Annotated in this window: 24 protein-coding genes and 1 tRNA gene; 17 read left to right on the top strand and 8 right to left on the bottom strand. The window is 45.5% G+C overall.

Annotation, left to right across the window (positions count from 1 at the left end; genetic code table 11):
- Nucleotides 1-22 precede the first annotated feature (22 nt).
- Nucleotides 23-1,180, bottom strand: a complete 1,158-nt coding sequence (locus ACRD67_RS03655) for a DegT/DnrJ/EryC1/StrS family aminotransferase (RefSeq protein WP_430965680.1) — start codon at nt 1,178-1,180, stop codon at nt 23-25.
- A gap of 96 nt (nt 1,181-1,276) precedes the next feature.
- Between ACRD67_RS03655 and ACRD67_RS03650 the strand changes: the two genes are divergently transcribed.
- The 5 genes from ACRD67_RS03650 to ACRD67_RS03630 all read left to right on the top strand — a co-directional run bounded on the left by ACRD67_RS03650 (nt 1,277) and on the right by ACRD67_RS03630 (nt 4,845).
- Entirely contained in the window at nt 1,277-2,512 is a 1,236-nt protein-coding gene (locus ACRD67_RS03650) for a 3-deoxy-D-manno-octulosonic acid transferase (protein ID WP_430965679.1), read from the top strand.
- Between the two features lie 17 nt (nt 2,513-2,529).
- The gene (locus ACRD67_RS03645) at nt 2,530-2,778 is read left to right on the top strand and encodes a hypothetical protein (protein WP_430965678.1); all 249 of its coding nucleotides are present in this window, start codon (nt 2,530-2,532) and stop codon (nt 2,776-2,778) included.
- 65 nt (nt 2,779-2,843) lie between these two features.
- Nucleotides 2,844-4,175: a sugar porter family MFS transporter gene (locus tag ACRD67_RS03640; RefSeq protein ID WP_430965677.1), complete on the top strand. Its 1,332-nt coding sequence runs from the start codon at nt 2,844-2,846 to the stop codon at nt 4,173-4,175.
- A 143-nt stretch (nt 4,176-4,318) separates the two neighbouring features.
- Nucleotides 4,319-4,444 (top strand): hypothetical protein, encoded by a 126-nt coding sequence (locus ACRD67_RS03635; RefSeq protein ID WP_430965676.1) that lies wholly within the window; start codon nt 4,319-4,321, stop codon nt 4,442-4,444.
- A 275-nt stretch (nt 4,445-4,719) separates the two neighbouring features.
- Entirely contained in the window at nt 4,720-4,845 is a 126-nt protein-coding gene (locus ACRD67_RS03630; protein WP_430965675.1) for a hypothetical protein, read from the top strand.
- Between the two features lie 125 nt (nt 4,846-4,970).
- On the opposite strand, the gene ACRD67_RS03625 is transcribed toward ACRD67_RS03630, so the two are convergent.
- A complete protein-coding gene (locus ACRD67_RS03625; protein ID WP_430965674.1) occupies nt 4,971-6,629 on the bottom strand; it encodes an extracellular solute-binding protein in 1,659 nt (552 codons plus the stop codon).
- Between the two features lie 286 nt (nt 6,630-6,915).
- Between ACRD67_RS03625 and ACRD67_RS03620 the strand changes: the two genes are divergently transcribed.
- The 7 genes from ACRD67_RS03620 (at nt 6,916) to ACRD67_RS03590 (ending at nt 11,896) form a co-directional block, all read left to right on the top strand.
- Nucleotides 6,916-7,488, top strand: coding sequence for a Crp/Fnr family transcriptional regulator (locus ACRD67_RS03620; protein ID WP_430965673.1), 573 nt, complete (start codon nt 6,916-6,918; stop codon nt 7,486-7,488).
- Between the two features lie 69 nt (nt 7,489-7,557).
- A complete protein-coding gene (locus tag ACRD67_RS03615) occupies nt 7,558-8,286 on the top strand; it encodes a DJ-1/PfpI family protein (protein ID WP_430965672.1) in 729 nt (242 codons plus the stop codon).
- 194 nt (nt 8,287-8,480) lie between these two features.
- Nucleotides 8,481-8,933 carry a nuclear transport factor 2 family protein gene (locus tag ACRD67_RS03610; RefSeq protein WP_430965671.1) on the top strand — a complete coding sequence of 151 codons (453 nt, stop codon included), beginning with the start codon at nt 8,481-8,483 and terminating at the stop codon, nt 8,931-8,933.
- A gap of 78 nt (nt 8,934-9,011) precedes the next feature.
- On the top strand, nt 9,012-9,689 hold the full coding sequence (locus ACRD67_RS03605; RefSeq protein ID WP_430965670.1) for a DUF8737 domain-containing protein: 678 nt from the start codon (nt 9,012-9,014) through the stop codon (nt 9,687-9,689).
- 64 nt (nt 9,690-9,753) lie between these two features.
- Nucleotides 9,754-10,632 carry a sigma-70 family RNA polymerase sigma factor gene (locus tag ACRD67_RS03600; RefSeq protein ID WP_430965669.1) on the top strand — a complete coding sequence of 293 codons (879 nt, stop codon included), beginning with the start codon at nt 9,754-9,756 and terminating at the stop codon, nt 10,630-10,632.
- A gap of 131 nt (nt 10,633-10,763) precedes the next feature.
- Nucleotides 10,764-11,372 (top strand): FMN-dependent NADH-azoreductase, encoded by a 609-nt coding sequence (locus tag ACRD67_RS03595; protein WP_430965668.1) that lies wholly within the window; start codon nt 10,764-10,766, stop codon nt 11,370-11,372.
- An 11-nt stretch (nt 11,373-11,383) separates the two neighbouring features.
- Nucleotides 11,384-11,896, top strand: a complete 513-nt coding sequence (locus tag ACRD67_RS03590) for a cupin domain-containing protein (RefSeq protein ID WP_430965667.1) — start codon at nt 11,384-11,386, stop codon at nt 11,894-11,896.
- Between the two features lie 194 nt (nt 11,897-12,090).
- On the opposite strand, the gene ACRD67_RS03585 is transcribed toward ACRD67_RS03590, so the two are convergent.
- Entirely contained in the window at nt 12,091-12,678 is a 588-nt protein-coding gene (locus ACRD67_RS03585) for an L-2-amino-thiazoline-4-carboxylic acid hydrolase (protein WP_430965666.1), read from the bottom strand.
- A gap of 516 nt (nt 12,679-13,194) precedes the next feature.
- Nucleotides 13,195-13,276, bottom strand: a tRNA-Leu gene (locus ACRD67_RS03580).
- Nucleotides 13,277-13,379: 103 nt separating this feature from the next.
- On the opposite strand from ACRD67_RS03580, the gene ACRD67_RS03575 reads away from it, so the two are divergent.
- Nucleotides 13,380-14,771 carry a dipeptidase gene (locus ACRD67_RS03575; RefSeq protein WP_430965665.1) on the top strand — a complete coding sequence of 464 codons (1,392 nt, stop codon included), beginning with the start codon at nt 13,380-13,382 and terminating at the stop codon, nt 14,769-14,771.
- A gap of 30 nt (nt 14,772-14,801) precedes the next feature.
- Here the strand turns inward: ACRD67_RS03575 and ACRD67_RS03570 are convergent, their stop codons facing one another.
- Complete coding sequence (locus tag ACRD67_RS03570) at nt 14,802-16,004, bottom strand: NAD(P)/FAD-dependent oxidoreductase (protein ID WP_430965664.1); 1,203 nt, start codon at nt 16,002-16,004, stop codon at nt 14,802-14,804.
- A gap of 173 nt (nt 16,005-16,177) precedes the next feature.
- Here ACRD67_RS03570 and ACRD67_RS03565 point away from each other — a divergent pair, with 173 nt between their 5' ends.
- Together ACRD67_RS03565 and ACRD67_RS03560 are read left to right on the top strand one after the other, a co-directional pair.
- Nucleotides 16,178-16,543 carry a BlaI/MecI/CopY family transcriptional regulator gene (locus ACRD67_RS03565; protein WP_430965663.1) on the top strand — a complete coding sequence of 122 codons (366 nt, stop codon included), beginning with the start codon at nt 16,178-16,180 and terminating at the stop codon, nt 16,541-16,543.
- 1 nt (nt 16,544) lies between these two features.
- Entirely contained in the window at nt 16,545-18,212 is a 1,668-nt protein-coding gene (locus ACRD67_RS03560) for a M56 family metallopeptidase (RefSeq protein ID WP_430965662.1), read from the top strand.
- A 21-nt stretch (nt 18,213-18,233) separates the two neighbouring features.
- Here the strand turns inward: ACRD67_RS03560 and ACRD67_RS03555 are convergent, their stop codons facing one another.
- The gene (locus ACRD67_RS03555) at nt 18,234-18,362 is read right to left on the bottom strand and encodes a hypothetical protein (protein WP_430965661.1); all 129 of its coding nucleotides are present in this window, start codon (nt 18,360-18,362) and stop codon (nt 18,234-18,236) included.
- Between ACRD67_RS03555 and ACRD67_RS03550 the strand changes: the two genes are divergently transcribed.
- Together ACRD67_RS03550 and ACRD67_RS03545 are read left to right on the top strand one after the other, a co-directional pair.
- Nucleotides 18,361-20,040: a tetratricopeptide repeat protein gene (locus ACRD67_RS03550; RefSeq protein WP_430965660.1), complete on the top strand. Its 1,680-nt coding sequence runs from the start codon at nt 18,361-18,363 to the stop codon at nt 20,038-20,040. The two genes, ACRD67_RS03555 and ACRD67_RS03550, sit on opposite strands and share 2 nt — an antisense overlap.
- Before the next feature lie 117 nt (nt 20,041-20,157).
- Nucleotides 20,158-21,258 (top strand): DUF4407 domain-containing protein, encoded by a 1,101-nt coding sequence (locus ACRD67_RS03545; RefSeq protein WP_430965659.1) that lies wholly within the window; start codon nt 20,158-20,160, stop codon nt 21,256-21,258.
- 57 nt (nt 21,259-21,315) lie between these two features.
- On the opposite strand, the gene ACRD67_RS03540 is transcribed toward ACRD67_RS03545, so the two are convergent.
- Together ACRD67_RS03540 and ACRD67_RS03535 are read right to left on the bottom strand one after the other, a co-directional pair.
- Nucleotides 21,316-21,462 (bottom strand): hypothetical protein, encoded by a 147-nt coding sequence (locus ACRD67_RS03540; protein WP_430965658.1) that lies wholly within the window; start codon nt 21,460-21,462, stop codon nt 21,316-21,318.
- Between the two features lie 101 nt (nt 21,463-21,563).
- Nucleotides 21,564-22,715, bottom strand: a complete 1,152-nt coding sequence (locus ACRD67_RS03535) for a response regulator (protein ID WP_430965657.1) — start codon at nt 22,713-22,715, stop codon at nt 21,564-21,566.
- Nucleotides 22,716-22,717 lie beyond the last annotated feature (2 nt).

The raw sequence follows: 22,717 nt of genomic DNA, 5'->3' as shown, positions 1-22,717 counted from the left end.
AAAACATAAAAGCGATATGATTTTATGCATCGGCAATAAATTCCTTCACCGCATCCGTAATAAAAGTAATCTGCTCATCGTCCAGTTCCGTATGCATGGGGAGGGAAATTACCTCCTCCACCAGTTGATTGGTTACCGGAAAATCTGCTTCGTTATATCGACTGTCCAGATAGGCCTTTTGCCTGTGCAGCGGTATGGGATAATACACCCCGCAAGGTATCCCCTTGCTGTTCAGGTGCTTTACCAAACCATCCCGATTCCCATTGAGGATGCGCAGCGTGTACTGATGAAAAACGTGGCAATCACAGTCGTCGCAGATACTGGAACATGCGTTTCCCATTTTGGGAACTGCCAGGTTCGTTAAGCCCTCCAAGGCCTGGGTATATTTCATGGCCGCCTTTCTTCGTTGTTCGTTGTAGGCATCCAGCTTTGGCAACTTGGCGCGTAGCACTGCCGCCTGCAGCGAGTCCAGTCTTGAGTTTACACCCACCACATCATGATGGTAACGCTCGTACATGCCGTGGTTTACGATGCCCCGAATGGTATGCGCCAAAGCGTCATCGTTCGTGAAAATAGCACCCCCGTCCCCGTAGCACCCAAGGTTTTTGGAAGGAAAAAAGGAGGTGGCCGATACATGTCCCATGGCTCCAGCCACATACTTATGGCCATCGGCCGAGCTATATTTTGCGCCTATGGCCTGGGCATTGTCCTCTATTACGTATAATCCGTGCTTTTCTGCCAGTGCCAATATGGCATCCATATTGGCACATTGTCCAAAAAGGTGAACCGGAACTATAGCTTTTGTCTTTGGGGTAATGGCTTTTTCAATGGCGGCAGGGTCAATGTTGAAAGTATCCAATTCCACATCTACCAAAACCGGTGTAAGCTGCAGCAGGGCTATGACCTCTACTGTAGCGGCAAAGGTAAAATCAGCAGTAATAACCTCATCTCCGGGCTGTAGGCCCAAACCCATCATCGTTATCTGCAATGCATCGGTACCGTTGGCACAGGGAATAACATGCTTTACGCCCAAATAAGATTCCAGTTCCTGTTGGAATGCATGTACCTCCGGGCCATTGATAAAGGCTGCTGAATCTAGAATACGGGAAATAGATGAATTTACTTGTTCTTTAATGGATTGGTATTGACCGTTAAGGTCTACCATTTGAATTTTCTTCATCTGTATATATTATCACGGACAATATTACAAAAATAAGGAACCGTAGCCAATGGAATTCTTGGAAAGAAGCTTATTTTAGCGATAAACTACGCCAAGGTGTTTGCCATATACAATACAGCTATTGCCATTGCCTCCCTTTTCCTTAAGCTTGTTGCTTTTCTCAGTCCTAAAATACGGCTGTTTGTGGATGGGAGAAAGGATACCTTTTCGGTGCTTGAAGCACACTTTTCCGATACCGATGACGTCCTTTGGGTACACACGGCCTCCCTGGGCGAATTTGAGCAAGGGCTTCCCCTGATAGAACGGTTAGGTGAGACTTATCCCTCCCATAAAATACTGGTCACCTTTTTTTCCCCATCCGGGTTTGAGGTCAAAAAAAACACCCCAGTGGCCAACTTGACCACCTACTTGCCCTTGGATACCAAAAAGAATGCGAGAAAGTTCATTGGGCTGGTAAAGCCAAAATTGGCCCTTTTTGTAAAATACGAGATCTGGCCCAATTACCTTAAGGTGTTGGAGCAACAAGAGGTCCCTACCCTTTTGGTCTCCGCCATTTTCAAAAAAGAGCAACCCTATTTTAAATGGTACGGTGGTTTTATGCGGAATGCCTTAAGGCGCTTTTCCCATATTTTTGTTCAGGACAAGAATTCCCAACAGTTGTTGAAAGCTATAGATCTGGACAAGGTTGCCGTGAGCGGGGATACCCGTTTTGATCGTGTATCCGAAATCCTGGACCGCACAAATTCCCTAGACTTTATGGAGCGTTTTAAAGGCGCCCATTTTTGTATGGTCGCCGGAAGTACGTGGCCCGAGGACGAAGCCATACTCACCGCATATATCAATGCTTCCGAACAGGATTTTAAGTACGTTTTGGCACCCCACGACATTAAACCGGACCATATTAAACGTTTGACCATGGCCCTTGACAAAAAGACGCTGCTCTACAGCGAGATGGACCGGTACGACCTTGCCAATTTTGAGGTGCTTGTTTTGGACACCATTGGCCTACTCACCAAGGTTTATAGTTATGCGGACCTTGCCTATGTGGGCGGTGCCTTTGCCACGGGACTGCACAATACCTTGGAACCTGCGGTTTTTGGAATTCCGGTAGTCATTGGTCCACAGTATCAAGGGTTCAGGGAAGCGGAAGATCTGGTGGCGAAAAAGGGCATTCATGTGATTAGGGACCTAGGGAAATTTAGTCGCCTTATGACCCAATTCATAGCACATCCCGAATTTCTGAAAAAGACCGGGGAAATCAATCGATCCTATGTAGCGGAAAACAGGGGGGCAAGCGTCCAAATCATAGGGCATATCCGTACATTACTATAAGTTTATCCCAATCCAACATGAAATTTCTTCCATTTTTAATGCTGCTGCTAGGCCTTACCTTATTTTCTTGTCAGGGAAAAAGGGAAGAACGGCAAAATTCAAATACCAAGGAAATGAGTGTTCCTGCCGAGTCCCCTAAAGAAGTTCCCAAGGCTGAACCAAAAGTGGCTCCTCCCAGCATGGATGCGCCAAATCTGGAAAGAGCAACGAAAAAGAAGAAAAAAACAACTCCCCAAGATACCCTTAGACCGATTAACGCCCGTTAGTTGGACTAAACCCAAATACTTGCCCTTTTTTTGTTAGTTTTACGAAAACCGACAAAACCAGGCAGATGAATTCCAAAATTGTAAAGATTTCCCTTATAGCGGCCTTGGCCGGCTTTTTATTTGGCTTTGATACCGTAGTAATAAGCGGCGCGGACAAAAAACTACAACTCTTATGGAGTTCCTCGGACGGATTTCACGGTGCCGTGGTTATGGGTATGGCTTTATGGGGAACCGTGGTCGGGGCCATTTTCGGAGGCATACCTACCAATACATTGGGACGTAAAAAAACCCTGATATGGATCGGTGCCTTGTATTCGGTATCGGCGATCGGCTCCGCTTTTGCCAATGACCCTATTACTTTTGCCGTGTTTCGATTTATCGGAGGTCTGGGTGTTGGTGCTTCCACCATAGCTGCCCCTGCCTATATTTCCGAGGTTGCCCCTGCCAAGAATAGGGGACGACTCGTAGGATTTTATCAGTTTATGCTTGTTTTTGGCATCATGGTCGCCTTTTTATCCAACTATCTCCTCAGTGGTCTCGGTGAAAATGATTGGAGATGGATGGTGGGGGTAGAGGCCTTCCCCGCAATTATCTACACCTTATTTGTGCTTACGGTTCCCAAAAGTCCCAGATGGCTTTTAACGCAAAATAGAACGGAAGAAGCCAGGAAAATTTTAGCATCCATCAGTCCTGATATCTCGGTGGAAGAACTTAAAGCCGATATGGATAGGGAGCAAAACGGCAATAGCTCATCGGAAACCATCTTTATAAAAAAGTATAGATTCCCCTTGATTCTAGCCTTTTTGGTGGCATTTTTCAATCAGCTTTCCGGAATCAACGCCTTCTTATATTACGCCCCAAGGATTTTTGAGGAAGCAGGATTGGGAGCAAGTACAGCACTGTTAAGCAGCATCGGAATAGGAGTTACCAATCTACTCTTTACCTTGTTGGGTATTTTCCTAATTGATCGTTTGGGGAGAAAGCAGTTAATGTACTTTGGGTCTGTAGGGTATATTGTTTCGCTCTCCTTGGTGGCCGCGGCCTTCTTCCTGGGTTGGACCGGCATGGTGGTCCCCATGTTCCTGTTTTTGTTTATTGCGTCTCATGCCATAGGGCAAGGGGCCATTATCTGGGTCTTTATTTCCGAAATATTTCCTAATCATTTAAGGAGTTCGGGGCAAGCTTTTGGGAGTTCCACGCATTGGGTACTGGCTGCCATCATACCGTCTCTAGTGCCCATACTTTTTACAAAGATCGGTCCCGGACCAGTCTTCGCCTTCTTTGCCTTTATGATGGTACTTCAGTTATTATTTGTCATATTCCTTATGCCGGAGACCAAAGGGATCTCTTTGGAGCAGCTCAGCAAAAAGCTGAGTGGGGACAACCCCCCCTCATAGTGGGCCAGCACACCGTTTATCGACAAAACAAACCGTATATCGAGACAACATCTTATTAACCAGTCATTTAGTCGAATTATGGGACCTGTCTGAAAACTATTCGGCATTTATGCTTACCTTGTAAGATAGAAAACTATACGATTATGGAAGAAATTGATTTTGGCACTCGGGTGCTGAACGGATTCCTCAGCATTATGATTGTGGTTCTGGTCGCTATCCTTGTCGCCGTTGTGGTTAGCCTCATTTTAGCAGCCTTGGGATTCTTTTAGACCGCATGGGTTCCCCTTCTTCTCCCAAGACGCAACTACCCGTATTTTAATTTCCTAAAATACCTACACTTCTTTTGCTATATTTTTCTGGACAAGATGACCCTCCATTTGGTATGGGCGGCACCTCTTTTTCGCTGTTTTATCGATGAACTGCATAAAAAATACGATTAAACCACAATTTTTGGCCTTTTCACAACATTTTTTAGCTGATGTACAATATGTCTTGCTAACTTAATGGGAGCGAAATATTGAAGTTGAACCCAAATGCAGATGTTATGAAAGAGCTATCATTTAATACCGGAATTCTCGATGCCGTACTATCTATCGTAGTTGTTGCATTGGACATTGTGCTAGCACTTGTTGTTGTTGGCAGCCTACTGGCCCTTGTTGGCCTGATGTAAATCTCCCTGAAATGAATTTATAAAAAACCTTCGTTTATTTGTTGAAAATCAAAATTGCCTTTAAAGCGCTTCCTTCGGGGAGCGTTTTTTTTACAGCAATGTCCAAGACAAGGGTTTGATCTTCTTTAATTTTTGGAAGGATATACCTCTTTCCTTTTGCTTTCTATCCGCACCATGGTTTCCTTGATCCGCTCAGGATTCTTCCAAAAATCTACAAATGCCCGGAGGGCTTCATTGGCTATTTTAGGATGCGTATTCATTTCAAAAAGCGGCACCAACTGATCTACCTTTTTGATATAATCATATTGTTCCCTTTGCAGAGTACTGAGTTGGTCAGCCGCCTTGATGTGGGCCGGTATCCTATACTGCAAGGTTTTGTGATTGGATCGCTGCACCTCCTCGCTTCCAAGGTATGTAAGAAATTCATGGGCCAGTTTCTGGTTTTTGGTAGACAGCGCATGGGCCCCGTACAAATGCAGGATCTCCACCTGCGGAATATTTTGCGTAATCGGTGGCATAGCAAAAAAGCCTATGTTCCCTTTCTGTTCCTGTATGGGGCCAAATTCCCAAAGCCACTCCCCTATGTTCCACATGACGGCTTTGCCTTCTGCCAGGTCCTTGACAGCAAATTGCCAATCCTGCTCTGCTGATTTTGAACTAAACGCATGGTTGTCGAACAGCGTTTTCCAATGAACAAAAACATTCCCTACCCGCTCGTCCAACCAACTGATCTTTCCGGCCATAAGGTCTTCATAGAAATCAGGACCGTACAGGCGTAAGGAGAGGATAGCAAACCATCTGGCCACAGGGGGTTCCCAGCCGTCCCCGGAAACGGTGAACGGGAGGTATCCGGCCTTGTGGAGTTTACGGCACAGCTCCAAAAGCTCGTCCCAGGTGCTGGGCGGCCGCACCCCTACCTTTTCAAAAATATCCTTGCGATACCAGATGGGGTTCCATTGAAAGCTCATGGGCACAAAATACGGGCTTCCCTCATAGGACACCGCCCTTTTTATAGCAGGAGGAAATGCCGAGTCCCAATTGTTTTGGTCCCATACCACAGATAGGTTCACAATGTCACCATTGGACACATGGTCTCTATAGACACCTTTAACAATGCCCGAAACTACATCGGGCCGTGGCTCTTGCTCAAATTTGTCAAGGATAAAATCCGGAACCGGGGCATTGTAAAAATTGTTGGCCTCATAGTTGATGGTTGGGTTTCCCCTCTCCGTTTGGAAATCGAGCAACATCCCGGCATCCCAGTTGCCTGCGGGTCCCCCACCGTGATTTGCCACATAGCTGAGATCGGGGCTGGTGGATCTATTGAAATTTGAAGCGATCCTTATTTGTATGCTTCCCAGTGAGTTGTAATGGTTGCGTTGGGCCTCGGTGAGATTTTGCAAAGTATCCGTTATTTTTAATCCAGTGGTATAGGCCGCTATGGCGGCTTCATTGGCCCCTGTTTTCAAGAGTCCGTGCCCATAACTGTAATAGGGGTTGATCATATGGGGAAAGGCCTTAAGATTGGCCTGGAAGATCTTAACGGCCGCTTCTTCCCTTTTCTCTGCGATAAGTTGATATCCTAGATTGTTCAACTGTGCAAAGGAAAAGTCGTACTTGTCCGCTTCCTGGGCTTTGAGCGCTTCATACGTTTTAAGTGCCTGGTCAACCCCTTCGGTTTTCACCAGCTCGTGCAGTAATTGGGTTATGGGTTCTTTGACGTTCTGGGCGCTGCAAATAATCGGAAGCAATATGAGGAGATAACGGTGTAATTGTTTTATCATGGCCCTTGGTTTTTCTAAAAATACCAATAATCCCCCTGCCAAAGTGTTAGCAAAAACTTAAGAAAAAGAGATTTCCCCTGAAACCATAAATGAAAATATCCAAATTTGTCAGGTGTGCCCCAGAAGTAAAATTGCTATGCCTTCACTGATCGTGGTATAGCGACCCTATGGTGTTGATTTGATCAATTATTTGTATTGTTGTCAAACAAAGACCATCACTTTAAATCAAAGGCTAAAAAGTTGTTTGGCTGGCATACTTTAAATACCTGTGGAAAATTGGAATACGATGCACCCGGATTTGTTGGACTATATCCAAAGATATGTGGACCTCTCAGAAGAGGAAATAGCGCTCTTTGTATCCTATTTGAAGCCCAGGAACCTGAAGAAAAAGGAGTTCCTTCTTGAAGCAGGGCAAGTGTGCCGATCAAGATACTTCATCATCAAAGGAGTAGTCAGGCAGTTTTATATTGACAAAAAAGGAAACGAACAGATCATTCATTTTGGGGTGGACAACTGGTGGATCACGGATTATGCGAGCGTCATTAACAAAACCGTTTCCCATTGCTATATCGAGGCCCTTGAGGACACACAAATGCTGGAACTTTCCGAGGAAGACCTTAACCGCCTGTGTGTTGAACTCCCTAAAGCCGATCAGCTTTTCAGAAAAATAATGGAGAAGACCTATATTGCCATACAGGCAAGATTGGAATTTATGATGAGCCTGTCCGGAGAGGAGCTGTTCCAAACCTTTATTTCCCACAATCCCGATTTTGTCCAAAGAGTCCCCCAATACATGATTGCCTCCTATTTGGGCATGTCGCCTGAGTTCGTTAGCAAGATTAGGAGCAGAAAAAAATAATCACATTTCTTAATCTAGATTAAGAATCCCCAACGGTGCCTCTAGTAATTTTGTCCAAAAACATATACAATGAAAAAAGCATTTTTATACTATTCGTTCATTCCACTGATCATAGGTTGTTCAGGGCAGTCTAAAAACAAGGATATGGCCACGGCAGCCCCAAAGGAAGAGGCATCTGTTCACATGAAAGCAAAAACCATCAACGAGGATCTGCCCACTATTGGGGTGCTCATTTTTGAAGGCGTTATTATGAACGAGGTGATAGCGCCGCTGGATGTCTTTTCGAACACCGATGCTAAGGGGAAAACACGCTTTAATGTGATCACGATCGCTACGGAAAACAAAACGTACCACAGTGCACATGGTTTGCAAATAACCCCTGATTACACGGTGGATGAAGTACCGGAATTAACCGTTTTGGTCGTGCCCAGTTCCTATAATCCTGCCGATCAGACATCGGACAGCAAATTGGTGGCATTTGTCAGGGAACAAAACAAGACTACGGATTATGTGGCCAGCCATTGCGCGGGCGCCTTCATCATTGGTGAGACAGGAATCGCCGATGGCAGGGAAATTGTGACCTATGTAACGGGCGGTAAGGCGCTGCAGGCTGATTACCCTGCCTTAAAAGTGGCCGATGACAGCAAGGTAGCCGTGGTGCAGGACGGAAAATTCATATCGTCCAATGGAAGTTTGGTAAGCTACATCGCTTCCTTTGACCTGCTGGAAAAGCTCACGGATACCAATCACAGAAAATTTGTGGAATCCGCCATATTGTTCGACCGATTAAAGATGTAGGGTCCGGCCTTTGGCAAGGCGTTAAAAAGTAGGAATCTGACCGGTCCCTGCTTTTTTGTTTCGGCCAAAAGGACACTTCGCCACATGGGTGGACGGCTTTTTCCTTGAAAATTATGTGGTCACGTTTTCTATCTCTAAATTGTCAATCAAAAACAAGAAGTAATCACATTAAAATGTACTAAACCTTAAATGACATGAGAAGGAGTCTCCCATTATGGTGCGCCAGTTTCCTGTTGGCGCTAACATCACTCAATGCCCAAGCCCTGCAGGATTCGTTGGCGGTTGAAAGGGCCGCCTTGGACTATATTGAGTCCCAACACCAACTTAAACCCGAACTCATGGAACGTGCCCTGCATCCAAGAATGGTAAAAAGAACCTTCTGGACCGACAAAAAAACTAAAAAACAGTATTTGCGGGAAACCTTTGCCGATGCCATGGTCCTCTTGGCGGAAACCTATAACATAGAAGGGGACAGGTTTCCAGAGCCCCCTAAAAAAGAGGTCGTTATTCTGGATATTACCGGAAATACGGCGTCGGTGAAACTCATCGCGGACGAATGGATCGATTTGATGCATATCATTAAACTCAATGGCACGTGGCAAATCGTGAACGTGCTTTGGCAGTTTCACGATAGCTCCAAACACTGAAGGGAGCTAAAACGAACTGACCGTGATTTGGCATAAAATCTTTGTGTACACTGGATTGATTTAAAAAACCTTTATACCATGGAAAATATCCCTAACTGGATCATACTTTTATTTGTTGCCACTACCCTACTCACTATTTTCCTGTTTTGGTTGGCCGCCAAAAAGAACAAAGGCGTCTTGTACGTCCTAGTCATCTGGCTTTTGATCCAAGCGGGCATTGGACTATCGGGCTTTTATCAAAATTTTGATGCCGTTCCGCCCAGGTTTATCTTTTTGTTGGCGCCTGGCTTTGTCGTTGCTGCACTGCTGTTCCTGACCAAAGGTGGTAAAACATTTATCCAGTCGTTGGATCTTAAATGGCTGACACTCCTGCATACGGTAAGGGTTCCTGTAGAGTTAGTGCTCTTTTACATATTTCTGGGCGGCCTTATACCGGAGGACATGACCTTTGAAGGTAAGAATTTCGATATCATTTCGGGATTAACCGCACTGCTTGTTTACATGGTCGCCTTTAGAGGAGGAGTTGTAAAGCGCAAGCTGTTGCTCTTCTGGAATGCCATCAGTTTAGGCTTGTTGATCAATATCCTGACCATCGCCGTGCTCAGTGCAAAAACCCCTTTCCAACAAATGGCCTTTGATCAACCCAACATCGGGGTGATGTACTTTCCTCTGGTTTGGCTGCCATCGGTCATCGTGCCCCTGGTCCTTATTTCGCAGCTGGCCGGTATTTCAAAACTGCTGGCTAAAGGCAAATGAATGGCGTCTTATGGCAAACCCATATAATTTTTCGAAGACCATGGGCCCATAACAAAAACAAAGAATGAAAAGGATGGATGAACCCATAGCAAAATACCGCAACATGTTGTTCCCCTATGCCTACAACATCATAGGGTCTGCAGATGACGCAAAAGACATTGTCCAAGATGTCCTAAGCAAACATTTTGTTTCAAAAAACGAAACTTCAAATGAAATAAGGAACGAAAAAAATTACCTCATAACCAGCGTAGTGAACCACGCGATCAACGTCAAAAACCGCACTAAAAAATTCGCTTCCCATTTGGAGCAACTCCCGGAACCTGTGGCCACTGAAGAATCGGACCTGGAATTGCATCTTAAGGACATTGTTTCCTACTCCTTGCTTGTTTTATTGGAACAATTAAACGTTAGGGAAAGGGCCGTATTCATTTTAAAAGAGGCCTTTAACTATTCGCACCAGGAAATTGCCGAGGTCATCTCGGGCACCGCCGAAAATTCCCGAAAACTCTTGAGCAGGGCCAAGGCCAAGATCAATCCAGCAAGAAAACCTTCGGCCAAAATAGCCAAGGGGGAGGCTACTGGGTACCTTAACAGATACGTCACCGCCATAAGCAACGGGAACGTTGAGGAATTGGAGGCCTTGTTTTCCGAAGATATCAAGGTCGTTGCCGATGGAGGCACAGATGTGAAGGTACTTCGCAATTTGACCTTGGGTAGAGAGAACTGCATTGTTCTTCTTCTGGAGGTATACAAAAAATTTCAGATAGGACAGACCATCCGATTTGTAGAAATAAATCACCAACCAGCCATTCTCTTCTATACGGGTGAGGAACTTAACACTTGTCAGGTATTTTCCATTGCTTCCAATGGGAAGGTATACGCGATCAACTCGGTAATAGATCCCAAAAAATTGAAAAACATAGCAACCCGATCAGCCATTTAAAATGGGAGTAACCGCAATATGAATCCGAGGTGAGTTGGCAGTCGCTTCACGTAGAAAGCGGGTTTCGATAGCAACACCGTCACGTTTTGCACCCCAATTTTGTCTATTTCCTATAGACAAAATTGCAACAAATGAAACGATTATTAAGAATTGACTCCAGTTCAAGAAAAGAAGGTTCCCATTCCAGGAAGCTTGCCGATTTGGTCGAGGAAAAGTGGAAAGCCTCACACCCCAAAGGCAAGGTAGTCTACCGCGATCTGGCAGATTTTAACGTGCCGCATATTCACAACAAAACCATCCAAGGTTTTTACACGCCCCATGACCAACGAGGTGCGTCTCTCAAAGCGGCCCTTGAAATCTCGGATGAATTGATCGCCGAATTAAGTAATGTCGATGATATACTGATCAGCAGTCCGCTCTACAATCTGAATGTTCCGTCCAACCTTAAGGCGTATTTTGATCAGGTAGTCCGTGTGGGAAAGACCTTTGGTATTGATGAAGACGGCAAGTATTTCGGCATGCTAAAAAACAAAGGAGCCTATCTGGCCCTTTGCAAAGGCGGGTCCTATTTGGGAACACCTATGGAACCTTATGATTTTCAGGAACCCTACCTAAAAACCATATTGGGACATATGGGCATCGAAACGAAAAGGGCGTTCTCTTTGGAAGGAACGGCGTACCCTGAACAATTGGACAAAAACATGATGAAAATTAAACAACAGATTCTAGAAACTTTTTAAACCCAAAACATATGAAAGTAGATTTTTTTAATGACCAGTTAGAGAATAGGGCCTCGGTAATTCCCGTTGAGGAAGGAGAAACATTTAAAATGAACGGCATCTCATTTACCTTCAAGGTCACTAGCGAACTGACCAATGACCAGTTAGGCGTGTATACGATAAAGTTGGCACCGAAAGCCATAGGGGCCAAGTTGCATTACCACCGATTTATGGATGAGACCTTTATTGTCCAGAAAGGGACCCTGACCATCTTTGCGGGCACCCCGGAAAAACGATATGATGCGGGTCCTGGTACGGTCGTCTATGCCCCTAGGATGACGCCGCATGGCTTTCAAAATGATACGGATGAGGAAGTAGCGCTTACGCTGCTTTTCAATCCATCGCAGAAACGGGAGGGGTTCTTTAGGGGGCTGAGCGAAACACTATGTGAACAGCCCATAGACCCAGGGAAATATCTCAAATTGTACAACAAATACGATAGCTTTCCGGTGGACACCTCCAATATGTTGCCGGTAAGGGAGTAAGCATTTTAAAATTGAACGCATAAAAAATTCGGCGCTGGTTGTACCTGAACAAAAAAATGCCTCACGAAAATGTGGGGCATTTGTGTTTTGTACCGACCCTGGGTTTCCACAATACTGTGTAATTGGAAACTCATTAAAATAAACCAGGGATAATCATTTCTAGGCTTATGAGCATGCAGCGTTAATGCTATTTTCTATTTTTTTTTGAATCTAAAGTCGCATTTGTCAGCGCCATTTGCTATTGTTCCCTTTCTGATAAGTTCGAGTCCGGCTAGACTTGAGGTAATTTTATCCACTTCGCATAAAATGGGAGTGTATTGTTGCGCATTATGTTTGTTGAACAATTTGCATATTCCGCACTCCAATATGTCAATGCCATAACCAAACCCAAAGGTTTCTTTTTTGTCGGTAATTATCTTTGCGAGGAATCCATCCTCATGTCCCTTCTTGCTCAATTTTTTGTCCATCACTTTTAGAACCAAGCTGGATAATTTAGTGTTGATAAGCTTGGGAGGAAGTTTTTTAAGACTTTTTTGAAATCTGTTCTTTGGTCTTACGTAATCCAAAGCTATTTCAATGCAAACCGTTTTTATTATCTGAAAATCAGTTTGTTTTTCCTCCAGTGTTTGGATGGTAGCCAAGAAATATGCCATTACCTCCAATCTTTTATCGAGTGGATTTGATGAACTTTTTGAAAATTTCGTGTCCTTGGAAACCTGCATGTATATCTTGTCCGCATCACGTATTATTGAATCATGTGATTCGGGAAATTGTTTGGCCAAAATTCGTTTGAAATGTTTCTTGTACCCCATATCGCTCTGATTCCGCAATCACCTTCCAAGGAGGAATAAAGATAAAATGTTCTCTACCCACAATATACGTAAAATAGCCTCGCAAATCCAGGGAGTACTAAATCTAGGTTTTGGTACCTGGCGCCTGAAAGCGTATGGGTTGATTAAACCCCGCGTCCTTGAACTTTTGAATCATTACCAAATTGCAGTTATCCCTTTAGGTACCTCCCCTTCGACCCCGCTCTAGATAAACCCCCGGACTCGTGTCCATTTCGTTCGGGACAAGCTTCTCGTCTCTCCCAAACCCTGTTCAATATTTGGAATAAAAAAGCCCCTCGTTTCCGAGAGGCTTTCGCTCTTTGTACTGGCCCTCGACCTAGCTCGTGATAAATTCCGAGACTCCCCGTGGCTTGTGTAGGGCGTAAACCCTGCCTGCCGGAAGGCAGGTTCTCGCTCCCCACTTCAAAAAAATGAAGCCCGTCCAAAAATGGACGGGCCTTTACTTTGTACAGGCGGAGAGACTCGAACTCTCACACCTTTCGGCACTAGATCCTAAGTCTAGCGTGTCTACCAATTCCACCACGCCTGCAAAAGGACTGCAAATATAAAGTAAAATTTCAATTTAAAAACACTACGTCTTTAAAAAATAGTGCTGCTTTTTGTACATTTAAGCTACCATCAAACTTTGGTATATGCAAAACATAGGTGAATACGTGGTCCAACACAGGGACCGATTTATCAAAGAGCTTGTCGAACTCCTAAAAATCCCTTCCGTCAGCGCCGATCCCGCCTTTTCTCAAGACGTGATGGATACCGCCCAAGCCGTGGCCCGATCCCTTGAACGGGCCGGTTGTACAGCGGTGGAAATTTGTGAGACCCAAGGGTACCCTATTGTATATGGAGAGCGAAAAGTGAGCGCCGATCTGCCCACGGTTCTGGTCTATGGCCATTACGATGTACAACCCCCAGATCCCATGGACCTATGGGATTCCCCGCCTTTTGAACCGGTCATCAAGGCCACGGAACTGCATCCAGAGGGCGCTATTTTTGCCCGGGGTGCCTGCGATGACAAAGGACAATTTTATATGCACGTGAAGGCCTTGGAGTTTATGGTGAAAACCGACCAGCTGCCCTGCAACGTAAAATTCATGATCGAAGGAGAGGAAGAAGTAGGCAGTAGAAGTCTGGCGGCTTTTGTAGAGGAAAACCAGGAGAAGCTGTCCAACGATATCATTTTAATTTCCGATACCGGCATGATCGCCAAGGAGGTACCCTCCATTACTACGGGCCTTAGGGGCCTTAGTTATGTGGAAGTGGAAGTTACCGGTCCCAACAGGGACCTGCACTCCGGGCTATACGGCGGAGCGGTGGCCAATCCCATCAATATCCTAGCGAAAATGATCGCGTCCCTTCATGATGAAAACAACCATATTACCATTCCAGGATTCTATGACAACGTAATAGAACTATCCCAGGAGGAGCGTGCAGAAATGGCCAAAGCCCCCTTTGAACTGGAAGCGTATAAAGACGAACTGGATATTGAAGCGGTGTATGGCGAAAAGGGTTATACCACCAACGAACGCAACTCCATACGGCCTACACTCGATGTCAATGGCATTTGGGGCGGCTATATCGGCGAAGGGGCCAAAACCGTTATCGCCAGCAAGGCCTATGCCAAAATCTCCATGCGACTGGTTCCCAACCAAGATTGGGAGGAGATTACCACACTTTTCAGTACGCACTTTAAAAACATCGCCCCAGAAGGGGTAAAGGTGAAGGTAACCCCGCACCATGGGGGGCAAGGGTATGTTACCCCTATTGATTATGTGGGCTATAGGGCAGCAGCCAAGGCCTACGAGACCACTTTTGGCAAGACCCCCATCCCGCAAAGGACCGGGGGCAGCATTCCCATCATCTCGCTCTTTGAAAAGGAACTGGGCAGCAAGACCATCTTGATGGGCTTTGGACTGGATACCGATGCCATCCATTCGCCCAACGAACACTTTGGGGTCTGGAACTACCTCAAGGGCATTGAGACCATTCCCTATTTTTACTCCAATTTTACAGAAATGAGCAAACAATAGGGTGCTTCCCCATGTTGGTCAAAACGGTATTCAGGGGAGTTGCGAATACCCGTTTCGCGTTTTCCAAAGAAAGTATTTTTCAAAGAGGACTTTGGAAAAATCGTAGAAGACGTTGGGTATCATAATGGCAAAATTTCTGGGTTTAAAAAGTCGGTCACTTATAATGATCACCTCCTTTTTTCCGGCATCCATCACACATATTCCAGGGATCCTGCCCCAGGCTTTTTTCTTTAATTTGTTTTTCCCTTTAGTGACCCTAATGATGTTTTCCGCTACTATTTTACCAGTTTCATCGGAAGGATATCCCGTTTTAGGGCCGGAAAAGGGCACTTTGCCAGGGGTAAAGGGCAACTTTACGTCTACCGCGATTCCGGCAGCCCAAACATTGGGAATCTTAATATGCCTATAGTCCTCTCCTACGGGTAAATAGCCGGTGGAGGTAGCCCCTAGTTGGGTGGAATTGCTCACAAAATCGACTCCTAGGAAGGGTGGCATCAACATGGTGAAACTACTAGGCAAAGCTTCCCCTGAAGTTAAGATTACCTTATCCTCCATAACTTCTTTGACACCCACCTCTGTCCGGTAATGGATACGGAACATTTTCATAAAGGACTTCAGCATGGTTTCCCCGCCGGTCATCCCATCAATACCGAAATGCCCCAAAAAGGTTTCTGGGGTAATCCAATAGAGGTCTACTTTTTTTCTGATTTTTTGTTCCCGGAGCCATTTTTCAATATTGAACAAAAACTCGTAGGCTGCACCCATGCAGCCTGCATTTTGTGTAGCCCCGATAACGATTGGTCCAGGATTCTTTTTGAATTCCTCCAATTTCTTCCTGATTTTCATTGCCCCTTCGGGTGTGCCCACGTAATAAGCATGTTCCTTAACGCCGGGGGCGACATCGTATTTCACCTTGGGACCTGTGGCGATTACCAAATGATCATAGGACACTTCTCCCTTTGTGGTAAAGACCAACTGTTTGTCCGTATCTACCCTTAAGGCCTCGGCATGTCTGTATTCCACACCTTTTTTTTCAAGGATTTTATCCTTTCTAAAGGAAATGTCCTTTACTTCCCTCCTTCCAAATGGAACCCAAATGAGCGAAGGGATAAACAAAAACAAGGGCGATTTATCTATCATAATTACCCTGTGATCCCCTTTTCCCTTACGCTTAATTTCAAGAGCTGCGGTCATCCCCGCAAAATTGCCGCCTACTACTACTGTTGTTGTCATGGCCTTGGATTTTATTGTATTAAAGTTAGTACATCCCAAGGAGAAAAAGTGTGACCTAAGTCACACAAGACTTCGCCCGGGCAGTTGGGAAAAAATGCCAGAAAAACAACTCTACATTTGTAGAATATAAAATTTTATTCTATGTTTGTAGAATACATTTGAATACTACGCACATGAAACTGTCAAAAACGGAAGAGGAGTTGATGAACCATCTGTGGAAAATGGAAAAAGCCTTTATGAAAGATCTCTTGGAGGCCTATCCGGACCCAAAACCTGCAACCACTACGGTGGCGACCTTGTTAAAGCGCATGACGGACAAAACCTTTATCGCCTATACCACCCATGGAAAATCCAGGGAGTATTACCCTTTGGTGAAAAAGAAGGACTATTTCTCTAAACATGTGAACGGACTTATCAAGAACTTCTTTAATGACAGCGCCTCCCAATTTGCCTCTTTCTTTACCAAGGAGACCAACCTCAGCAAGGAAGAGCTGGAGGACCTGAAGACCTTGATCGATAACGAACTCAAAAAGAAATAAGATGTTGGACTATTTGCTAAATTCGGGCGCATGCCTGGCCCTTTTCTTTTTGTTCTACAAACTATTGTTGGAACGGCAGCATATGAATGTCTTTAAAAGATATTACCTATTGGGGGCCCTGCTGGTATCCTTGGGCATTCCCCTCCTGACCTTTACCATTTATCTTGAACCTGCCTCCCAGTTGGCACCCGTGCTTCTGGAATCGGCGAATGGCACCGTTGAGCCCGTTCCAACGGATCTGGACACCCTTAATCTACCCTTGATTCTTTGGTCTATCTATGGCGTAGGAGTGGCATTGTTCAGTTTTAGATTTGTAAAGAACCTGCTGCAACTGCGCCGGCGGATAAAACACAATCCCAAACAAAAAGTGAACCGTATTACCCAGGTGTTGCATACCGAACCCCTGGTGCCCCATACCTTTTTCAACTATGTATTCTTGAACCGGGAAAAATTTGAAACTCGTCAGATTCCGCGGGAAGTGATGATGCATGAGGAGATCCACGCCCGGCAAAAGCATTCGTTGGACATTCTCTGTATCGAATTGGTACAGCTGCTGTTCTGGTTTAACCCCTTCATCTATCTACTAAAACGCGCCATAAAGCTGAACCATGAGTTTTTGGCCGATTCCGAAGTGGTCCAAAAAGGAATTGAGCCGGCCGTATACCAAAAAACCATATTATCATTTTCATCAAATACCTATCAGCCGGTATTGGCAAATGCCATCAATTATTCATCCATCAAAAAACGATTTACCGTCATGAAAACAAAAACATCAAAACGCGCCATCTGGATCAGAAGCTTTTTAACACTTCCCCTTTTAGCACTGTTGTTGTCCAGCTTCAGCCAAAAAAACTATGTGCAGGAGCCGTCCGCAGCGATCGCTACGCACAACCACCCCATACAAGAGGAAAAGGCCTCTACCCAAGTAGTGGCCGAGTACAATAGCCTGGCCAAGGCATACAATGTGGTTCCCCTGGATCCGAGAAAAGTGCGCTCCGAAGACCTTTTGCGCATGGGCCATATCTATGCGCTTATGACCCCGGTACAGCGCAAAACTGCCGAGCCCTTACCCACGCATGTGGCTCCTCCCGTTGTGCCACAGGAAAAAGCCACTCCAGCCATGGTGGCCGAGTACAATGCGTTGGCCAAAAAATACAATGCGATGCCCAAGGAGCATATGCGTATCCTAGGGAGCGAGGTAGAACGTATGCGCTACATTTATGACCTGATGACCGCTGCCCAGAGGCAGGATGCTGAGCCCTTCCCTGAGCTTCCCGAACCACCCCCTCCTCCAGCACCGCCGCTTGTGGACGAAGTTGTGGTTGAAGTGGCTCCCGTGATATCCCCGTCGGCGCAGGAAGTAGTGTACGTACGGCCTACTTTGGCCCCTGAACCAGAGGTGAACGTGGTGGCGCCAATTTCACCTAAATCTGTTAGGGTACTTGTAGATCCGTCTCCTCCGGCGCCAGCGAAATCACCAAAAGACTTTATCGAGGAAATGGCCGAGAAAAATGCGGAGTTCTACCACAATGGCAAAAAAATATCCGCGTCCAAAGCCCTCAAAATTTATCGGGAGGCCAAAGGCCTGCATTTAAGAGCTAGGCATACCGGTCTCAAAAGGCCCATAGTGGAGCTATCCAGCGAACCTTTTGACATTATCGAAGACTAATTTCAATAACCACGCTCTAAGTCAGCCGGCATCTTCCATAACCTTTTTTAGGTTATCGGTGCCATGGGCGTGGTGTTGACCAAACCTTAAATCGGCGGTCTGGGAAATGAGACCATCCCGCCCAACCACCATACCAATTTGAACCGTCATGAAAATATACCATTACATACTACCGCTCTTTATATTGATCTTTTTATCGGTCGGCGCTCAAGAATCTGTCTTGTCCATTTCCGAACCTTATGGGCCATATGCCATTGGATTTCGTGAATTTAACACCCTGGATAAATCGAGAAGCTTCTCCGTTGAATCGGATGCCTCCAAGGACAAGGGCAAAACCATTTCAAGGCCTATACAGGTTTGTGTTTGGTACCCGGCCGTTGCAACAGGGCAAACGCCCATCAAATACGAAGACTACTTTTTTCTCAAGGCCCATGAGGTCGGGAGAACGGTGTTAACCAAAGAGGGAAGGGAGCGTCTCATAGCAGAATTCATCGAAACCGACCCTGTCAATCTCGATGTATTGGACAGGGAATTGAACGCTCCGATGAAAGCGGTCAAAAATGCCCCGTTCGAAGAGAAAAAACGCTTTCCTGTACTCATATACGGACCTAGCTGGTGGTCTACCGCATTCGAAAACGCCCTCTTGTTCGAATTTCTGGCAAGTCATGGCTATGTGGTAGTCTCCAGTCCAAGTGTGGGTCCCGAAACACGTGAAATGCCTATCTCGCGCATCAGCGTGGAAACCCAGGCCCGGGACATGGAGTACCTGTTAAGTATTTTGGACAAATTCCCCAATGCAGATCCCCATAAAATCTCGTTGGGTGGATTTAGCCTTGGGGGCCTATCCAATGTACTTATGATGGCCCGTAATCGATCTGTGGATGCTTGGATCGGGTTGGATCCCAGTATCCACGAAGCCTATGACTTTTTCAAGGATTCTCCCTATGAGGACTACCGCAGGTTTACCAAACCCATGCTCTTTATCAATTCCCTGGGTTATATGAATGAACTTCCTTTCTACGACAAACTGGTTTACAGTGATGCCTATATGGTAAATCTTCCTCAATTAGATCATACCGATCTCGCTTCCAAGTTCATAAAGCTTTTTGGTTCTGGCGATGCCGCGGATAAAATTAGAGGTTACAACCTTATTGCCAAATATTCGCTGGCCTTTCTTGATGGTGTATACAAATATTCCTTTGATTATGGGAGCATGATGGCCCAAGTATTTGAGCAACCGTCGGACACAAGCTTCGTAAAAATAAAAAGCAAAAAAGGCATACCCACCGTTGCGAAACTCTTTGAACGCTACAAAAATCATAAAGGCGAAGGACTAACGGCTTTTTTGAATGACCGACTGACTTCGGACAAGGTGGTGAACTATCCCGAAGCCGATCTACAGGATTTGATCTTTAGGTGCACCAAAAGCGGTTTTACCGAAACCTCCGTGCGCTTGATGCAATGGTACCAAACGTCCTATACCAATACCTTTCATTCAAAGGTGTTGGAACACATCCCTTTTGATCGGATGTTGCAGATGTTCCAAATGGTCTACGCAAACAATGGCGGCTGCCATTTTGACTATGAGCAGTTAAACCATACCGGACATCTACTATCTATGGGTGAAAAGGGAAGGGAAGCGCTGGATTATTTTGTCCTAAATATCCAACTGAACCCAAAAAGCTATAAGGCCTTTTTCAATTTGGGAATCGGCTACTATCGACTCGAGGATTTTGACCGGGCAGCAATACATTTCAAAAAATGCCTGGAGCTAAATCCGGACGAGCGGTACAGGGATTTGGCTCAGGGCTTTTTAGCCAAAATTTGAGTATTAGCGACATCAAACGCCCAAAACCATCTAAAAGTGGCTATTTCCATGGCTTTTTTGTAACAAATTGTCAGGAATCACGTTCTAACATTCTATCAATCCATTTAGAACACTGTTATGATACAAAACTTTTTTATCCTCTGCTCCGGGGCGGATGCCTCTATTTTGGAAACCTGTTCCCCCGGCGAACGCAACAAATATGCTGGCATTGGCGCCACCGTTTTCTTCACGGCGGTCATGGCCTTTATCGCCTGCAGCTATGCCCTTTATACCGTTTTTGATAACGTATACACCGCCATTTTCTTTGGTCTTATATGGGGTCTGCTCATCTTTAACCTGGACCGTTTCATTGTTTCCACCATTAAAAAAAGGGACAGTTTTAGAAGTGAGTTGCTCCAGGCAGCTCCGCGAATCGTACTGGCGATTATTATTGCCGTGGTCATTTCCAAACCTCTGGAAATGAAGATCTTCCAAAAGGAAATAGATCAGGTGCTCCTGGAACAGAAAAACGAACTTACCCTTGCCAACAAGGAGCAGATCGCACAACAATACACACCGGTGGTCGCCGGCCTTAATCAAGAAATAGATGCCCTAAAGGGCGAGATAACCGCCAAGGAGGCCGAGACCAATGCGCTTTACGAAACCTATATTTCCGAGGCCGAGGGCAGGGCAGGGACCATGCTGCTGGGAAAAGGGCCTGTCTACAAGGAAAAAAGGGAAAAACACGACGCCTACCTTCAGGAGTTGCAACAACTTAAACAAACAAACAAACAGAAAATTGCGGATATCGAAGCGCAGATTGCCAATCTAAATACGGAGTATGCCGTCGCAGTAAATGACTCCCAACCCATTATTGATGGTTTTGACGGACTCATGGCACGGATCAATGCGCTGGGCGAACTCCCCTGGTTTCCATCCTTCTTTATCTTTTTACTTTTCCTGGCCATTGAAACGGCGCCCATTGTGGCCAAATTATTGGCGCCCAAAGGACCATACGACCTAAAACTGGAAGATGAGGAAACAGCCGTGGAGACCTGGGTGACCCAAAAGGTGCTACAGCGTCAAAAGATATTGGCCACGGACACTTCCCTGAACGAAAAAATCTACGGTGAGATTGCCGAGGAAGAGGCCGTGTATGCCTACAAAAAACAAAAAGCGGAGGAATTGTTGCGCCTCCAGGCAGATACCTTCCACGATCTGCAAATCAAAAGTCTTTGATATGGAGCGGAAAGGACCGGTGGTTCATCACCGGTTCCTTAGTCGCTTCATCCGCAATTACACCAATTGAAGTATGGTGGGTGCAACCACGCTCAATACAATTTCCTTTTGGTTGATGCTTATATCATAAATGGGATACACTTTGGTGGGACTGCCCGTTTTCAAAAAGCCCTTGTACCTACGCTTCTTTCCTGTCGTTTTCATAAGCTTGATTTTTGCATTATTCCTCAAAAATAGTTGTCTGTTTTCTTCGACTAGTGAGCGCAAAGTCCGAAACGCCATTGGTATCGGTAAACGACCCCCATCTATGGATGCATACTTTGACCTTTATAATGCACGGCTATTTTGACCAACTGTCCTAAGATCTTAACGGAATCCTTCATGGAGAGCTTGGATCCATCGGCATGGATCCATCGGTTCAAAGGTTTCTCGCAGATAAGGCCTACGGCCTTTTCCTTTCCATAAAACTTTCGCATTCGCATAAAAATTTCAACATCGAACAACCAACGCGTGATGAATCTTTTCCGGAACATATTTTCAGCGATCTCACGGTCCATGATCTTGGCACCACATTGGGTATCCTTAAAGGGCATGCCCAAAATTTTTCGGATAATCAGATTAATGGTAAGGCTAATGATCTTACGGGCAGATTCCTTGGTAATATCCGCACCCATGCGGTTTATTCGGGAGCCACTTACTATTTTATAGTCAGACGCCTCCAGCACATCCACCAATTGGTCAAAATCCCTGAGGTCGGTGGAGAGGTCGGCATCCAGATATCCGATACAATCCAATTGGGTATCCTTGGCCAAATGCAGTATCCCTTGCCTAACGGCCTCGGCCTTGCCCCCATTTTTCGCACAGTTATAAACACTAATGGTCCCTTCGTGCCCCTTGCGGAGTTCCTCCAACACCTGCAAGGTATTGTCCGTACTGCCGTCATTGACAAAACAGAGGTGATATCCTAGATGCTTCCGGACAAACTCCCTAAAAACTTCAGTAGAGAGCCGTTCCGCTTCATTGTAGCAGGGAATTACCACCCCTACACAGCGTTTCTGGAGCATACGGGCCTCCCCTTTGATCAAAGTGGGTTTGGTACTGGTCCCCAACATGCGTCTTACCCGGGCACCCAGTTCATTGAGACTCAGCGGCTTTTTGACATAGTCATCGATCCCGAGGTTAAAACCATTTATGATGACCTTTTCATCGGTATTCCCCGACATTACCATAATAGGGGTACTCGACTTTCTATCGATACGGATGTGTTTCACGACTTCCAGACCCGATATGTCGGGCATGTTAATATCCAGAATCACTAAATCGGGTTGAAAGGCATCAAAGGCCTGTATCCCGGCTGCACCGGTACCGGCAAGCATTACTTCATAGCCTTGGGCTATAAGCTGTTTTTCTAAGGACAGTAAAATTAACTGCTGGTCATCAATGGCTAAAATTTTCATAG

It is taken from the genome of Eudoraea algarum (assembly GCF_050589645.1).
In the GTDB taxonomy this organism is placed as follows: Bacteria; Bacteroidota; Bacteroidia; order Flavobacteriales; family Flavobacteriaceae; genus JBNGOQ01.
Note: the sequence above shows the minus strand (reverse complement) of the source record. Positions and strands in the feature narration are given on the sequence as shown.

Bases quoted from the DNA above. Each gene is read 5' to 3' on its own strand.
- ACRD67_RS03655 (WP_430965680.1), bottom strand. From the start codon at position 1,180: ATGAAGAAAATTCAAATGGTAGACCTTAACGGTCAATACCAATCCATT.
- ACRD67_RS03645 (WP_430965678.1), top strand. From the start codon at position 2,530: ATGAAATTTCTTCCATTTTTAATGCTGCTGCTAGGCCTTACCTTATTT.
- ACRD67_RS03640 (WP_430965677.1), top strand. From the start codon at position 2,844: ATGAATTCCAAAATTGTAAAGATTTCCCTTATAGCGGCCTTGGCCGGC.
- ACRD67_RS03635 (WP_430965676.1), top strand. From the start codon at position 4,319: ATGGAAGAAATTGATTTTGGCACTCGGGTGCTGAACGGATTCCTCAGC.
- ACRD67_RS03630 (WP_430965675.1), top strand. From the start codon at position 4,720: ATGAAAGAGCTATCATTTAATACCGGAATTCTCGATGCCGTACTATCT.
- ACRD67_RS03625 (WP_430965674.1), bottom strand. From the start codon at position 6,629: ATGATAAAACAATTACACCGTTATCTCCTCATATTGCTTCCGATTATT.
- ACRD67_RS03620 (WP_430965673.1), top strand. From the start codon at position 6,916: ATGCACCCGGATTTGTTGGACTATATCCAAAGATATGTGGACCTCTCA.
- ACRD67_RS03615 (WP_430965672.1), top strand. From the start codon at position 7,558: ATGAAAAAAGCATTTTTATACTATTCGTTCATTCCACTGATCATAGGT.
- ACRD67_RS03610 (WP_430965671.1), top strand. From the start codon at position 8,481: ATGAGAAGGAGTCTCCCATTATGGTGCGCCAGTTTCCTGTTGGCGCTA.
- ACRD67_RS03605 (WP_430965670.1), top strand. From the start codon at position 9,012: ATGGAAAATATCCCTAACTGGATCATACTTTTATTTGTTGCCACTACC.
- ACRD67_RS03600 (WP_430965669.1), top strand. From the start codon at position 9,754: ATGAAAAGGATGGATGAACCCATAGCAAAATACCGCAACATGTTGTTC.
- ACRD67_RS03595 (WP_430965668.1), top strand. From the start codon at position 10,764: ATGAAACGATTATTAAGAATTGACTCCAGTTCAAGAAAAGAAGGTTCC.
- ACRD67_RS03590 (WP_430965667.1), top strand. From the start codon at position 11,384: ATGAAAGTAGATTTTTTTAATGACCAGTTAGAGAATAGGGCCTCGGTA.
- ACRD67_RS03575 (WP_430965665.1), top strand. From the start codon at position 13,380: ATGCAAAACATAGGTGAATACGTGGTCCAACACAGGGACCGATTTATC.
- ACRD67_RS03570 (WP_430965664.1), bottom strand. From the start codon at position 16,004: ATGACAACAACAGTAGTAGTAGGCGGCAATTTTGCGGGGATGACCGCA.
- ACRD67_RS03565 (WP_430965663.1), top strand. From the start codon at position 16,178: ATGAAACTGTCAAAAACGGAAGAGGAGTTGATGAACCATCTGTGGAAA.
- ACRD67_RS03560 (WP_430965662.1), top strand. From the start codon at position 16,545: ATGTTGGACTATTTGCTAAATTCGGGCGCATGCCTGGCCCTTTTCTTT.
- ACRD67_RS03550 (WP_430965660.1), top strand. From the start codon at position 18,361: ATGAAAATATACCATTACATACTACCGCTCTTTATATTGATCTTTTTA.
- ACRD67_RS03555 (WP_430965661.1), bottom strand. From the start codon at position 18,362: ATGACGGTTCAAATTGGTATGGTGGTTGGGCGGGATGGTCTCATTTCC.
- ACRD67_RS03545 (WP_430965659.1), top strand. From the start codon at position 20,158: ATGATACAAAACTTTTTTATCCTCTGCTCCGGGGCGGATGCCTCTATT.
- ACRD67_RS03540 (WP_430965658.1), bottom strand. From the start codon at position 21,462: ATGAAAACGACAGGAAAGAAGCGTAGGTACAAGGGCTTTTTGAAAACG.
- ACRD67_RS03535 (WP_430965657.1), bottom strand. From the start codon at position 22,715: ATGAAAATTTTAGCCATTGATGACCAGCAGTTAATTTTACTGTCCTTA.